We start from the raw sequence: 14624 nt of genomic DNA, 5'->3' as shown, positions 1-14624 counted from the left end.
ACACTCTTAAAAGTTAATTTAATCTTTGGAGTTTTTAAATGATGAAAAATACCCATGCCATTTTACTCAGTGCACTGTGCTGCTTAACCTTAAGTGCCTGCAACGAGCAAAACAGCCAATCACTTGAACAATCAAACCTCAATGATTTTACTCTAACCAGCTCAAAAGTAAGTGATGGCGGTAATTTGCCTATTACTTATACGTGCGATGGGCAAAGCATTAGCCCCCCACTTAACTGGAGTGGTGCACCTAAGGCAACCAAATATTATGCATTAATTATGGATCATAAAGCGTCAGAGGGAATGCATTGGTATTGGACCATGTACAATATTGCCGCCGATAAAACACAAATTAAAGCGGGCGAAACCCTCGGTGAAGTAGGCTCTAATAGCGTAAACGATTTAAACCAATACGCGCCGCCTTGCTCTAAAGGTCCGGGTGAAAAAAGCTATACTTATACTGTATACGCGTTATCTGCACCGGTTACCTTTAATAGCGATACAAAAGTAGATCGCTCAGCATTACTCGCTGCTGTAAAAGATATTACGCTCGATACTGCAAGTATGACGGTTAAATACTCGCGAAGCGCCAGTAGCGCCGAGCACAAACCTAATACAAGACCAAAACCAAATGAGCAACCAAAGCCTGATAAATCATATTTAACCGCTAACGTAAAATCACCTCGTTGCGATGCTATTAAACAATCAGTGAGTAATGCAGGGTTTGATAAAAGCGTATCTGTTACGTGCGATGAACAATATGCTTATATTGTCTCATCTACTTATCCTGATCATGAAGTAATGACTGGTATTACAGGTACTAACGAGCAAATACCCGTTCCAGCAAAAGACTACGTAGCACCTATAAAGCTAAATCCTAAAAAAGCAAAAACAATAACAACAATTGATGCAGCCGTAGGTGTTGCCGTTAACGGCGTACCAATATACGACTATTCTTCGCAAGGTGAACTGGACGTAAATAGCTACGATGAAAAACACGACACGTTAGCACTCGGACAGTTAGATATATGTGGCGGACACGCAGGGCGAGGTGATGACTACCATTATCATGTATCGCCAACGTGTATGATTGACACAATGAAAAACCAAACAAGCGATGCCATTATTGGTTGGGCTTACGATGGTTACCCGCTGTATGGCAGTAAAAACCCAGACGGCAGTGCAATTGCCAGAGGTGACCTTGATGTATGTAACGGACAAACCGACGACACATTTGGCTATCGCTACCAAACATCAGCTACGCCGCCGTATATTATTCAGTGCTTAGTTGGTGAAGTAGATACCGCAAAATTACCAAGAGTGTCACCACTTAGTGGCGATACTCAAGGTATAAGAGCCGACTTGCGCCCGCCACAAGGAGGCGTTGAAAACCTAACGCACACAATCTCTGAAAACGGCAGCCGTACAATGAGCTACTCATACAAAGGCGAGAACTACTTTACTACCTACAGCCCTGCATCACAGGGAAAAGACTGCTATAGCTTTAAACAAAAAACCATCAGTAATGGTGGCAAAGTTCAAACAGGTACATTTTGTAGAGGTCCGCAACCAAATCACCTTACTCCAACAGTCACTAAGCAAAATACAAATCCTGCCATTACAGGCAAGCATAACTTAAAGCTAGAAGCATGGGCTGATAACTGGTTTACAGCCTACATAGGCGAGCAGTTACTTGTTGAAGATTCTGTGCCTATAACTACAGAGCGTTCATTTAATGCCGAAAGTATTACGTTTTCTGCAAACTACCCTATTGAGCTTAATTTAATAATTAAAGACTTTAAGCAAAACGACACTGGGCTTGAATACATCGGCGCTAAAAATCAGCAAATGGGTGATGGCGGTTTTATTATGCAACTTACCGACACCGATACAAATAAAGTAGTTGCCGTAAGCGATAAAAGCTTTAAATGCGAAATACTGCACAAAGCGCCGCTCAACAAATTATGCGAAAGCGAATCAAACCCTGTCGCGGGCGAAGGCGTTTGTACGTTTATGTCAAAAGAAGCACCAACTAACTGGCTGCAAAGTAACTTTAATAACGCAAACTGGGCTAATGCAGTAGAGCACAACTTTGCCGATGTAGGACCAAAAGACGGTTACGACGATATTAACTGGGATGAAAATGCAAAATTCATATGGGGCGAAGACTTAGAAACCGACAACACCCTTATTTGTAAAGCAATTATTGAGCAACCTCAATAAAAGGTAGTAATTATGTATTTTTTAAAAAAATTAAAATGGCTAATGCTCGCGTGTATTTTAACAAGTATGAGCGCTCAAGTGAGCGCCCATGTATTAAAAAACACAACAGCCCAAGTAATTTTAAGAGACGGGCAAGTTGAGGTTAAAGTATTAACTAATGCTGAGCACTTAATTTCAGCGCTGCAAAGCGAGCAAGCATGGCTTATGGGCGATATTGATAAGCTTATGCCTACAAACTTAAGTGCAGAGCAACAAGAAGAGTTTGCAAAAAATGCACTTAAACAAAAAACGAGCTTACGTGTAAATCAGCAAGTTATCGTGTTTGAACGCGTCACTTTTACCACCAGCAACAACAACGAAGCGCACGACCTAGAAATTGTTTTTCAAGCGAAGCACACATTTACAACAGTAGATGAGCTTGCCATATCGTTCCCTAAAAGTTTAGGTGCAGTTCACGCAAGCTTTGTAAAACCACAATATAAGTTACAGGGGGCTGGCGATACCGCAAAAATAAAGTTCTAGTCCAAATATCAACATACCTAAAAAGCTTACTTAAAAAGGATTTTAGTAAGCAACTCCCTAAATACGCTAATTGTAGGCACATAATCAATATGCAATACTGCTTGGTACGTTAACGTCATGATTTTTACTATTTGCCAATCAGTGAAATTAATACATAAATTCTTTTTAGCTTTTTTTATCACTAATATCGCCCTTGTTGGACTTATGTTTGTGTTTATATACATGACCTTTTCGTCAGGTTTTAACGACTTTGTTGAACAAGAAGAAACAAAGCATGTCGCAATGGTTAAGCATCAACTTATTGAGCTTTATAGCGAATTAGGCAGTTGGCAACCCATTACGCAAAACACGCAATTATGGCGCTCTATTGTAGAGCCACAAAAAAAGCCAGGCGAGCCTAAAACGAATAACCACACAAGCCCCCCACCCAAACCAAATAGCAGCAATGCAACGCCCTCTTTATTGTGGGTACACTTACCTGCAGGTTCCCTTAAAACAGGGCAACGTATAAGTTTGTATGATCAAAATAAAAAGGTTGTTGTCGGTAGAGCTAATTTAAACGACAACCCACATATAGAGCCTATTTTATTAAACAATAACGTTATAGGCTGGATAGGTTTAGTCCCTTCAAAACTTGTACAAAGTAGCCCAGCTAAAGCGTTTTTAGCAGCGCAATTTCATAACTATTTTATGATCACGTTACTCGTTATTGCGCTCGCATTTATTATGGCTATTGTGTTATCTCGCCATTTAATAAGACCAATAAAGCAAATAGTGACTGGCACAGATGAGTTAACAAAAGGAAATTTTGCCAGCAGAATAATTCCCTCTAGTAAAGATGAGCTAGGTACCCTATCCAACAACTTTAATGCCTTAGCCCACACGCTTGAGCAAAACCAACAAATGCGATTTCAATGGGTGTCAGACACATCCCACGAATTAAGAACCCCACTTACCGTACTACGCTCGCATTTGTTAGCTGTACAAGATGGCGTATTTACAGCCGACACAAAGCGCATTAATTTACTCATAAACCAAGTAGATAACTTAAGTCACATTGTTGACGACCTAGCCCAACTAGCACAAACAGATAGTGTTAATTTAACCTATAACAATGCGCGCACTGATTTAATAAGCATTTTTGAGCAATCAATTGAAAACTACACCGCTCGCTTTAAAGAGCGTCAATTAAATGTAGACAGCAAAAGCTTAGCCAAAGCCGGTAAATGTATAATAAATGGTGATAAAGAACGCCTTATACAATTATTTTCAAACCTGTTAGAAAATACCTGCAGATACACGCATAAAAGTGGGCAAGTAATAATACTTGCCAACAAAACGCACAATAACATTGAGCTTATTTTACAAGACTCAGCCCCAAGTGTTTTACCAAACGACTTACAAAAATTGTTTGAGCGTTTTTATCGCGTTGAAAAATCTCGAAGCCGAGAGCACGGCGGCTCGGGCTTAGGACTTGCACTTTGCAAACAAATAGTAGAGGCACATGGCGGTCAAATATCGTTGCACAACTCACCACTCGGTGGGCTTGAGGTAAAAATAACGCTGACACTTTTAGGTTAAAATAATGGCATCACAAAAAATACTTATCGTTGAAGACGAAGAAAACATTGCCGAGGTACTTATTGCCTACGCTAAGCAACAAAATTACGAAACTGAGCACTTTAATAGTGGCAAAGGTGTAGTTAGTTTTGTAAAACAAAACGCAGTAGATTTAATACTTCTTGATTTAATGCTGCCAGATGTTGATGGCATAGAGCTATGTAAGCAAATAAGAGCCTTTTCAAGTCTGCCTATTATTATGCTTACCGCAAAAAGTGAGGAAATAGACCGCTTGCAGGGTTTAGAGATCGGCGCCGATGACTACATATGCAAACCCTTCAGCCCCAAAGAAGTTGTAGCACGCATAAAAGCCGTACTAAGAAGGACCAGCCAGCCTAAAACCAACATCATCAATCATAATAATTTCCAATTACACAAAGACGATTACGAAGCACGCCTAAACGACAAAAGTATTGGCTTTACCGCCGTCGAGTTTAAAATATTTTTATTATTTATAAGCCACGTAGGGCGTGTTTTTACCCGCGAAGATATTATTAATAACGTATACAGCGACACAACCGACATATCCGATCGCAACATAGATACACATATTAAAAATATACGAAAAAAGATTAACGACATTCAAGCAGGGCTAAACCCAATAGCAGCGGTTTATAGTGTGGGCTATAAATTTAAAGAGTAGGTTTACTTATTCAAATAAAGCTAACATGACGCAAAAGCGCGATATAAATCGCGCTTTTATTTTAATCACTAACCTGAACACTCATAACTAAAGATTAATAGCTGAGCAGTCGTTGGGTTTCGTTTCTCTCAACCCAACCTACGTAAATAGACTTAAAGCCCTAGGCCTGCCATAAAATCATCATCACCATCATCTTGTTCTACTGCTTTAGATGATTTTTCTTTGTCCGCTTTTTTTCGTGCTTCGTTTTCAATTATGTCGTCTGGGTCGAGTGCTTCTGCAATATCAAAGTCGTGTAATTTAATGAACTCTGTTTTATCCATCGCTAATTCCAAGTAAAAAATATTTTGCTTACTTGTCGTGAATGTTACGCGGCGGGCTTGCGGGCGATCCATCGTGGTATCTACCGATATTTGCACTTGCTTGTTTATTGCCATCATTTTTGGCTGGTTTTGCGTAATAGACGTATGTAATTGCTCACGCACTTTAGACGTAAAGTCGCCAACAATTTGATTCATCAACTCGCCTAGTACGTTTGATACGTCGTCTGATAAATGGCTATGCGCTATTTCATCTTCTGGCATTCCCATATTGCGCATGTAATCGCCATAAATTTCCATCGCCGCTTGCGAGGTAAAGTTGGTAATTACGAGCCCTGTAAAACCGCCGTCAAATAAAACAAAACAACCAATATCTGGTCGCATACATGTACGTGTTATTTTTTGCACCATGGCTGAGTAGCTAATACCATTGCCGCTGGCTGATGTGAGTACACCTGTCACTGAATGACAAAGGGTTGCTAATATATCGTCTGTGCTGATGACCTTACTTTTGCTCATTTAATCTTCACTTTTGTACTTATTATTCATAATTCTAGTCAAGCTACTGAATTTATCACTGACTATCCAGTATAAAATGTTAAAATAGCGCCATTATTTACAAAGAGACTGCCTTCATGACCATAAAAGACAGTATTTATGCCTCTGAGCAACAAGTAAAAGATTTTAGCTTTGACCAAAATGTAGTCGAAGTTTTTCCAGATATGATCCAGCGCTCTGTACCTGGGTATGCCACCATTGTAAGCACTATGGGTAAACTTGCGGGTGAATACGCACAAAGTAACTCAAATCTTTATGATTTAGGCTGCTCACTGGGCGCAGTCACGCTTAGCATGCGCCGTAATATTCGCACCGATAACTGCCATATAATAGCGGTAGATAACTCTCAAGCTATGGTTGAGCGTTGTAAGGTGCACTTACAAGGTTTTAAATCGGATGTGCCGGTTACTGTTACTTTGGGCGATATTAACGAGCTTGAGATTCAAAACGCCTCAGTAGTAGCAATGAACTTTACACTGCAATTTATTCCACATGCGCAACGCCAAGCCGTGCTTGAAAAAATATACGCTAATTTAAAGCCTGGTGGTGTATTGCTGCTAAGCGAAAAAATTAAAGCCGAAAACGAGCAATGCGATAACCTATTAATTGATTTGCACCACGACTTTAAACGTCACAATGGCTACTCAGAGCTTGAAATAAGCCAAAAACGTACCGCCATCGAAAACGTTATGCGCCCAGATACGCTAAGCGCTCACTTTACTCGCTTACAAGATATTGGTTTTAGCCAAACTCAAGTGTGGTATCAATGTTTTAATTTTTGCTCAATGGTAGCAATTAAATAAAGAGAGTCATCCATGTCTCAATGGTTTAACCAATTTTACGCATCTATCGCACAAAGCCCACTTAGTCACTGGCTAGAAACCCTCCCTGCTCAATTAAAACATTGGCAAAACGAGGCTAGCCATGGTGATTTGCCTAAATGGCAAAAAGTACTTAAAAACTTGCCTGAGGTGGCAACTTCCCATGTTGATATTTCTACAAAGGTAGAAATTGGCGCGCCAGGAGAGATGAGTGATGGCGAGCAAAAGCAAGCCATGCATTTATTAAAACGCATGATGCCATGGCGCAAAGGCCCATTTAGTGTGCACGGTATTGAAATAGATACAGAGTGGCGCAGTGATTGGAAGTGGGACCGCCTGCTTCCTCATATTGAGCCATTAAAAGGCCGCACTGTTTTAGATATTGGTTGTGGCTCAGGGTATCATTTATGGCGTATGCGCGGTGAAGGCGCAGAGTTTGTCGTGGGTATTGATCCATCTGATTTATTTTTATGTCAGTTTCAGGCAATTAAACACTACAACCCAGATGAAAACGTACATTTACTGCCACTAGGCGTAGAAGCATTACCCGAGCTTAAAGCGTTTGATACTGTTTTTTCTATGGGTGTACTTTATCATCGTCGCTCACCTATCGACTTTTTAGCGCAGTTAAAAGCGCAGCTTCGCCCAGGCGGCGAACTCGTACTTGAAACCCTAGTAATTGAAGGCGACGAAAACACGGTATTAGTCCCAACCGACCGCTACGCTAAAATGCGCAACGTTTGGTTTATTCCAAGTACTGCAGCATTAAAGCTGTGGATGGAGCGCGTTGGCTTTAAAGATGTGCAAATAAAAGATTGCGCTATTACCACGCTTGAAGAGCAACGTAAAACCGACTGGATGGAAAACGAATCGTTAATCGATTTTTTAGATCCAAACGATACAAGTAAAACAATTGAAGGCTACCCCGCTCCACTTCGAGCCATATTAACCGCAAAAGCATAGCTGTTAATTTAACGCCTTTAATACTAAAAAAACGCCTACGGGCGTTTTTTTGTTTATTTAAACAACAAACAGCGGACAAGTGTCCTTGTTAATTATTTCAAAATTACATTTACGCTAGCCGCGACCTTGCAATTGTTGTAAAATACGCGCGTTTCTAAGCAACCCAAAACAACTATTTTGAGGAAAACCTGTGAGCGAACAAAAACAGTCTCTAAGCTATAAAGACGCGGGCGTAGATATCGACGCTGGTAATGCACTTGTTGAGCGTATTAAAGGCGTAGTTAAAAAAACTCGTCGTCCTGAAGTAATGGGCGGAATTGGTGGTTTTGGCGCACTTTGCGAAATTCCTGAAGGCTACAAGCAACCAGTATTAGTTGCAGGCACAGATGGTGTTGGTACTAAACTACGTTTAGCAATCGACTTAAAAAAACACGATACGGTTGGTATTGATTTAGTTGCAATGTGTGTAAACGACTTAATTGTTCAAGGTGCTGAACCCCTGTTTTTTCTAGATTACTATGCAACTGGTAAACTAGATGTAGACACAGCAGCTGACGTAGTGACAGGTATTGGCAAAGGTTGTGAAATTTCAGGTTGTGCCCTAATTGGTGGCGAAACAGCTGAAATGCCAGGTATGTATGATGGTGAAGACTACGACATGGCAGGCTTTTGTACAGGCGTTGTAGAAAAATCAAAAATTATTGATGGCACAAAAGTAGCAGCAGGCGATCAGCTTATTGCACTTGCTTCAAGCGGTCCTCATTCAAATGGCTTCTCTTTAATTCGTAAAGTACTTGAAGTGTCAAAAGCTGATACCAGCGCTGACTTTGAAGGTAAAACATTAGGCGAAACTCTACTTGAGCCTACGCGTATTTACGTAAAACCTTTACTTGAGTTATTCAAAAACGTTGACGTACATGCTCTTTCGCATATTACTGGCGGCGGTTTTTGGGAAAACATTCCACGCGTATTACCCGCTTCAGCAAAAGCTGTAGTTAAAGGTGATAGCTGGCAGTGGCCACCTATTTTTAACTGGTTACAAGAAAACGGCAACATTACTACACACGAAATGTACCGTACATTTAACTGTGGTGTAGGTATGGTTTTAGTAGTCCCTGCAGACAAACTTGAGCAAAGCTTAACAATGCTAAAAGACTTGGGCGAAAATGCATGGCACCTTGGTGAAATTCAAGATGCAGCAGCTGGCGAAGAGCAAGTTGAAATTGTAGGTGGTGCTAAGTAATGGCACCGACTCGTCTGGTAGTTTTAATCTCAGGTAGTGGCTCTAATTTACAAGCCATCATAGATGCCTGCGAACGTGGCGAGATAAACGGACATATAGCGGCTGTTATTAGTAATAAAGCTGACGCTTATGGCCTAGAGCGTGCAAAACAAGCAGGTATTGCTACAAAAGTGCTCAGTCATAAAGATTTTGACTCGCGCGAAGCGTACGATGCGCAATTAATGAACGTTATCGACTCTTTTATGCCAAATCTAGTTGTATTAGCTGGGTTTATGCGTATTCTTACTCCTGGCTTAGTGCAAAAATATGTTGGAAAAATGTTGAACATTCATCCATCTTTGTTGCCTAAGTATCAGGGGCTGAATACCCACCAAAGAGCAATTGATGCAAAAGACGATGTTCATGGCGTAAGTGTTCACTTTGTTACTGAAGAATTAGACGGCGGTCCCGTTATTCTTCAGGCGCAAATACCTGTACTCAAGGATGATACAGCAGAAACATTAGCAAAACGCGTGCATGAGCAAGAGCATATAATTTATCCTTTGGTGGTCAAGTGGTTCAGTGAACACAGACTTACTATGGAAGCAGATTATGCAGTTCTTGACAAAAAACAACTTCCTGCACACGGCGCGCACTACCCACAATAAAAAAATAAGTGCCCTGTTGTTATGTGCGGGCGCTTTACTTCCAACTAGCCTAATTGCAGGCGAATTGACCCAGTATCAAGCTAATTACGATATTTTACGCAAAGGTAAAAATCATGGTGAGGCTGTTCGTGAGCTCAAAAAAACGGGCGACGATACTTATGAACTTACATACCACAGCAATATTGAGTGGATGATTTTCTCTGACTCTCGTGAAGAAACATCAAAGTTTACCTTTAAAGATGGCAAGGTTACCCCGCATCATTACAACATGATTCGTACAGGGACAGGCCCAGATAAAGATTACAAAATTGATTTTGATACAACAAACAAAGTAGTGACTAGCAGCGCTAGTGAATACCCACTTAAATGCGAATGGACTGATGAATTTCAGGATGCTATTTCGTACCAAGTGCAAGTGCGCGAAGGATTGAAAAAAGGCGAAACAAGCTTTTCATTCCCCCTTATAGATAAAAAAGGTAACCGCCGCGACTACAACTTTGAAGTTGTTGAAAAAGAGATGATCTCCTTACCTATCGGTAATGTAGAAGCCATTAAAGTGAAGCGTTTATACGATAACGATAAACGCCAAGCAATTGCATGGTTCGCGCCAGAAATGGATTACATGCTGGTACGTATGTGGAAAGGCGAAAAAGGTATGGAGCAGTTTGAAGTTCAAATGAATTCATTTACTGTTACTGCGCCTACAGCTGTTGCGCCTGCTACAGCACAACAACCTCAAGAAGCTAACTAAATTTAATTAAACCAAAGTTAAGTTAAGTTAAGTTAGTATTTAAAATAGGTGGGCTAAATTAGCTCACCCATTTTAAACAATGCAAATTCCCCAGGCTCCATTTTTTGCCAGCGCTCATCATTCGTCAAAGGCCTTGTAGCTATAACTGTTACTACATCGTTTGGTGTGGTCTCTTGTTGAAAATCAACCACCATGTCGGCATCAATCAACGTTGCTTTACCAAATGGCGCACGGCGCGTTATGTAATGTAAGTTATTAGTGCAATACGCTAAAACAAACACCCCATCGGTCAATAACATATTAAACACCCCTTTTTCACGCAGGGTATGCGCAAGCTTAGCCGCGTATCTAAAAACCGACGCCATATTACTTGGACGCTTTGGGTATTTTTCGCGAATTTTATCAAGCAACCAACAAAAAGCGAGTTCGCTATCGGTGTTACCCACTGGGCGATAGTACTGCGGTTTTAAATCATGATAATTAGATAGCTGCCCGTTATGAGCGTAAGTAATTTCACGCCCCCATAACTCTCGCGTAAAAGGATGAGTATTTTCAAGGCATACTCGCCCGCGATTACCTTGACGAATATGGCTAATAACCGAGACACTTTTAATGGGGTATGCTTTAACGAGCTTTGCAATTTCAGATTGATAACTCGGCTGCGGATCTTTAAAGGTTCTACAACCTTTACCTTCGTAAAACGTAATGCCCCACCCGTCTTTATGAGGACCTGTATTACCACCACGCTCTAAAAGGCCTGAAAAACTAAAACAAATATCGGTAGGCACATTGGCTGACATGCCAAGTAATTCACACATTAATAAAATAACCCTTAAAAACCATACATTAAAATAAATAGCGAATATTTTTGTATTAAGCGTACACTAAATTGCAGCCCGCTATAACGGCTATACTTACTTAAAAAGTGTCATTTTGCTATTAGATTTATTTATTTTTACGTTAACACTACTTACGGCTAATGCTTTGACTATACGATAGTTATTGAGCGTTCCTCTGTCGGGTAATTAAATATCGTATTTAAGTTACTTTCTACTACAATTTAACATCGTTATGTACTTGAAAATTACTGTTACTAGCGCTACTCTAAGCGAGGTGGTCTGACCTCTATTAAGGAATAAAAATGACACTCATATTTACACTGGTTCTAATCGCGTTGCTTTGCACTGCGGTTTACCACAGAGCAAGTTGGAACACAGCACTTGGTGTTTCGGCTATAACTTTATTAATTGGTACCTTTGCGGGTGCTTTTGGTTTAATTAGCTGGTTGATCTTTTTGATCATCGCGGTTCCTCTTTCTGTTACTGGCCTTCGTCAGCAATATATCATCAAGCCTATTTTTGCTACGTTTAAAAAAGTAACGCCAAGCATGTCTGATACTGAAAAATCAGCTATTGATGCCGGTACGACGTGGTGGGAAGCTGACTTATTTTGCGGTAACCCAGATTGGAAAAAACTTCACCAATACCCAGTTCCTAAACTTACTATTGAAGAGCAAGCCTTTGTTGATGGCCCTGTTGAAGTAGTATGTAGCATGTTGGACGATTGGGAAGCAACGCACGAACTAACCGACCTTCCTCAAGATGTATGGCAATATCTAAAAGATAATAAATTCTTTGCCATGATCATCAAAAAAGAATACGGCGGTTTAGAGTTTTCTGCATTTGCACAGTCTTGTGTACTTCAAAAACTAACAAGTAAATCAACATTACTTTCGTCAATTGTTGGTGTACCAAACTCTTTAGGCCCAGGTGAATTATTACAACACTATGGTACAAAAGAGCAAAAAGATCATTACTTACCGCGCCTAGCGAGCGGTCAAGAAATTCCATGTTTTGCATTAACTTCGCCAGAAGCGGGTTCTGATGCAAGCTCAATTCCAGACTACGGTGTGGTATGTAAAGGGCAATGGAATGGTGAGGAAGTTGTGGGTGTTAGTTTAACGTGGAATAAGCGTTACATTACACTTGCCCCAGTGGCTACCGTACTTGGTCTTGCGTTTAAGTTACAAGATCCAGATGGGCTAATTGGCGACAATAAAGAGCCAGGCATTACCTGTGCACTTATTCCAACGGACACTCCTGGAGTTGAAATTGGTCGTCGACATTTCCCGCTTAACGTACCATTTCAAAATGGTCCTACTCGCGGTAAAGATATTTTCGTACCACTTGATTATATTATTGGTGGTCCAGATATGGCTGGTCAAGGCTGGCGCATGCTGGTTGAGTGTTTATCGGTTGGTCGTGCAATTACATTGCCGTCAAATTCTGCCGGTGGCATTAAAATGATTGCCGTTGCAACGGGTGCGTATAGCCGCATTCGTCGTCAGTTCCGTTTACCTATTGGTAAAATGGAAGGTGTTGAAGAGTCACTAGCAAAACTTGCTGGTTACGCTTACAGCTCTGATGCTGCGGTTAGTATGTCTACGGGTGCGGTTGATTTAGGCGAAAAGCCATCGGTAGTTTCTGCCATTATTAAATACCACCTGACAGAGCAAATGCGTGATGCAACTATTCATGCAATGGATGTACTTGGCGGTAAGGGCATCATGCTTGGGCCAAATAACTATTTAGGTCGTGGCTACCAAGGTGCACCTATTGCCATTACCGTTGAAGGTGCAAACATCTTGACCCGTAATATGATTATTTATGGTCAAGGTGCAATTCGCTGTCATCCATTTGTACTTACCGAACTAGGTGCGTGCGAAATTGAAGACCGCGAAGAAGCGCTTAACGTATTTGATAAAGCGCTAATGGGTCACATTGGTTTTACTATGTCGAACCTTGTACGTACTAAATGGCTTGCTCTTACCGGCGCTCGTTTTACAAGTGTGCCGTACAACGACGAAACCGCTGAATTTTACCGTATAGCGTCACGCTTTAGTGCATCACTTGCACTTATGTCTGACATTAGCATGGCAGTATTTGGTGGCTCACTAAAACGTAAAGAACGTATTTCAGCACGTTTAGGTGACTTACTTAGTTACTTATACTTAGTGTCTGCAACGCTTAAGCGTTACAACGATGAAGGCCGTAAAAAAGAAGATTTTGCTCTAGTAAAATGGAGTTGCCAAGATCACCTTTATCATTGCCAACGCGCACTTGCTGATTTAATTAATAACATGCCTTCGGCTCCACTACGTGCCGTGTTAAAAGTATTGTTATTCCCGTTTGGTCGCCCTGTTCGTAAACCAACTGACCAACTTGAGCATAAACTAGCACAACTACTACAAGTACCTAGCGAAACGCGTAACCGTTTAGCAAGCTACGTATACCTAACAAATGAGCCGCTTAACCTTGTGGGTCGTCAAGAGCAAACGCTTAAAGACGTCCTTGATGTTGAGCCATTATTTGAAAGAGTATGTAAAGAAAAAGGCCTTAAACTGCCATTCTTTCAGCTTGATAAAGTAGCGCAAATGGGGCTTGAAGCAGGCATTTTAAGCCAAGCAGAGGCTGATAAACTAGCTGCTGTTGAGCAATCTCGTTTAGATGTTATTAACGTTGATGACTTTGACCCAGCTGATTTACTTGCAGGCAAAGCAGCACGTAATAGCGTTAAAAAAGAAGCTGCTGCTGCTTAACTAAGCTAAGCATTTACAGACCAAAAGCCAGCATATAACGTGCTGGCTTTTTTGTGCACAATAAAAAGTTTTAACAACGTGATGGAGTAGTTTAATTCGTTAGATTGTTTAAATAATTATACAGCTTGGTATAACAGGCAGCTCTAACATCTAACCAACCCTAAAAGCTCTGTATTGATTAAATACCCCTAATTCACCTCTATACTCCTGTAAAAACTTAAACCCTCTCAAGAGCTCTACAAGTACAACACTATAAAGTTAATGACTATACCAATTAGCAATAATACTTAGAGCCTGCCTAGCAGTGTTAAAAATCTCTGATATACGACTGCATAGATGCAGGAGATAGATCAATGCAGGATCATTTGCCGAAAACAACTGAATAACGAATTATTCCTTATTATCGACATGCTTTTCTTACATCAAAATAGATTACTTAATTAAGCGAATTGGGGTTAAACCTGGCGTTAAGTTAACTACGGTAAAAGTTTCAAAGTTACGAAAGAAGGGATACAGCGCAATGCACAAGCACTTAACCAGAGCATCGGCAGATTGATATAGGTATTGATACGGATAATAAGGAATATAAGCATTCAAAAGTAGCTGATAACAAAATTGCAGAGCAAGAGCGTGCAATTACGGTTATGAAAGAAAAAACCAGCGATTACCAACTCGTGCTTAACCACAACAATATGTTAGAGCAACAGCTAGAAGTG

Annotated in this window: 12 protein-coding genes; 10 read left to right on the top strand and 2 right to left on the bottom strand. The window is 40.7% G+C overall.

Going from position 1 to position 14624, the window contains the following annotated elements:
* Positions 1 to 38: 38 nt before the first annotated feature.
* The 4 genes from H5088_RS18430 (at position 39) to H5088_RS18415 (ending at position 5007) form a co-directional block, all read left to right on the top strand.
* Entirely contained in the window at positions 39 to 2222 is a 2184-nt protein-coding gene (locus H5088_RS18430; protein ID WP_182754090.1) for a YHYH protein, read from the top strand.
* 12 nt (positions 2223 to 2234) lie between these two features.
* The gene (locus H5088_RS18425; protein ID WP_182754088.1) at positions 2235 to 2744 is read left to right on the top strand and encodes a hypothetical protein; all 510 of its coding nucleotides are present in this window, start codon (positions 2235 to 2237) and stop codon (positions 2742 to 2744) included.
* Between the two features lie 222 nt (positions 2745 to 2966).
* Positions 2967 to 4325 carry an ATP-binding protein gene (locus H5088_RS18420; RefSeq protein WP_259398144.1) on the top strand — a complete coding sequence of 453 codons (1359 nt, stop codon included), beginning with the start codon at positions 2967 to 2969 and terminating at the stop codon, positions 4323 to 4325.
* A 4-nt stretch (positions 4326 to 4329) separates the two neighbouring features.
* Entirely contained in the window at positions 4330 to 5007 is a 678-nt protein-coding gene (locus H5088_RS18415) for a response regulator (RefSeq protein ID WP_165724199.1), read from the top strand.
* A 152-nt stretch (positions 5008 to 5159) separates the two neighbouring features.
* Here H5088_RS18415 and H5088_RS18410 read toward each other — a convergent pair whose 3' ends face one another.
* Complete coding sequence (locus H5088_RS18410; RefSeq protein ID WP_002959987.1) at positions 5160 to 5846, bottom strand: DUF3334 family protein; 687 nt, start codon at positions 5844 to 5846, stop codon at positions 5160 to 5162.
* A 116-nt stretch (positions 5847 to 5962) separates the two neighbouring features.
* Here H5088_RS18410 and cmoA point away from each other — a divergent pair, with 116 nt between their 5' ends.
* The 5 genes from cmoA to H5088_RS18385 all read left to right on the top strand — a co-directional run bounded on the left by cmoA (position 5963) and on the right by H5088_RS18385 (position 10310).
* The gene (gene cmoA / locus H5088_RS18405) at positions 5963 to 6688 is read left to right on the top strand and encodes a carboxy-S-adenosyl-L-methionine synthase CmoA (RefSeq protein ID WP_007378000.1); all 726 of its coding nucleotides are present in this window, start codon (positions 5963 to 5965) and stop codon (positions 6686 to 6688) included.
* A gap of 12 nt (positions 6689 to 6700) precedes the next feature.
* Entirely contained in the window at positions 6701 to 7669 is a 969-nt protein-coding gene (gene cmoB / locus H5088_RS18400) for a tRNA 5-methoxyuridine(34)/uridine 5-oxyacetic acid(34) synthase CmoB (RefSeq protein ID WP_138488804.1), read from the top strand.
* A 190-nt stretch (positions 7670 to 7859) separates the two neighbouring features.
* Positions 7860 to 8912, top strand: coding sequence for a phosphoribosylformylglycinamidine cyclo-ligase (purM, locus tag H5088_RS18395; RefSeq protein WP_002959993.1), 1053 nt, complete (start codon positions 7860 to 7862; stop codon positions 8910 to 8912).
* The gene (gene purN / locus H5088_RS18390; protein WP_002959994.1) at positions 8912 to 9559 is read left to right on the top strand and encodes a phosphoribosylglycinamide formyltransferase; all 648 of its coding nucleotides are present in this window, start codon (positions 8912 to 8914) and stop codon (positions 9557 to 9559) included. Before purM ends, purN begins: the two co-directional genes overlap by 1 nt.
* Positions 9560 to 9575: 16 nt before the next feature.
* The gene (locus H5088_RS18385; RefSeq protein WP_002959996.1) at positions 9576 to 10310 is read left to right on the top strand and encodes a DUF3108 domain-containing protein; all 735 of its coding nucleotides are present in this window, start codon (positions 9576 to 9578) and stop codon (positions 10308 to 10310) included.
* 53 nt (positions 10311 to 10363) lie between these two features.
* Here H5088_RS18385 and H5088_RS18380 read toward each other — a convergent pair whose 3' ends face one another.
* Positions 10364 to 11128, bottom strand: a complete 765-nt coding sequence (locus H5088_RS18380) for a class II glutamine amidotransferase (RefSeq protein WP_182754084.1) — start codon at positions 11126 to 11128, stop codon at positions 10364 to 10366.
* A gap of 323 nt (positions 11129 to 11451) precedes the next feature.
* Here H5088_RS18380 and fadE point away from each other — a divergent pair, with 323 nt between their 5' ends.
* Positions 11452 to 13908: an acyl-CoA dehydrogenase FadE gene (gene fadE, locus H5088_RS18375; RefSeq protein ID WP_182754082.1), complete on the top strand. Its 2457-nt coding sequence runs from the start codon at positions 11452 to 11454 to the stop codon at positions 13906 to 13908.
* The last annotated feature ends 716 nt before the right edge of the window (positions 13909 to 14624 follow it).

The sequence above is a fragment of the Pseudoalteromonas sp. SR43-3 genome, assembly GCF_014163875.1.
Taxonomy (GTDB): domain Bacteria; phylum Pseudomonadota; class Gammaproteobacteria; order Enterobacterales; family Alteromonadaceae; genus Pseudoalteromonas; species Pseudoalteromonas distincta.
Note: the sequence above shows the minus strand (reverse complement) of the source record. Positions and strands in the feature narration are given on the sequence as shown.

Excerpts from the sequence above, each read along its gene's own strand:
- H5088_RS18430 (WP_182754090.1), top strand. The coding sequence starts at position 39 with ATGATGAAAAATACCCATGCCATTTTACTCAGTGCACTGTGCTGCTTA.
- H5088_RS18425 (WP_182754088.1), top strand. The coding sequence starts at position 2,235 with ATGTATTTTTTAAAAAAATTAAAATGGCTAATGCTCGCGTGTATTTTA.
- H5088_RS18420 (WP_259398144.1), top strand. The coding sequence starts at position 2,967 with ATGACCTTTTCGTCAGGTTTTAACGACTTTGTTGAACAAGAAGAAACA.
- H5088_RS18415 (WP_165724199.1), top strand. The coding sequence starts at position 4,330 with ATGGCATCACAAAAAATACTTATCGTTGAAGACGAAGAAAACATTGCC.
- H5088_RS18410 (WP_002959987.1), bottom strand. The coding sequence starts at position 5,846 with ATGAGCAAAAGTAAGGTCATCAGCACAGACGATATATTAGCAACCCTT.
- cmoA (WP_007378000.1), top strand. The coding sequence starts at position 5,963 with ATGACCATAAAAGACAGTATTTATGCCTCTGAGCAACAAGTAAAAGAT.
- cmoB (WP_138488804.1), top strand. The coding sequence starts at position 6,701 with ATGTCTCAATGGTTTAACCAATTTTACGCATCTATCGCACAAAGCCCA.
- purN (WP_002959994.1), top strand. The coding sequence starts at position 8,912 with ATGGCACCGACTCGTCTGGTAGTTTTAATCTCAGGTAGTGGCTCTAAT.
- H5088_RS18380 (WP_182754084.1), bottom strand. The coding sequence starts at position 11,128 with ATGTGTGAATTACTTGGCATGTCAGCCAATGTGCCTACCGATATTTGT.
- fadE (WP_182754082.1), top strand. The coding sequence starts at position 11,452 with ATGACACTCATATTTACACTGGTTCTAATCGCGTTGCTTTGCACTGCG.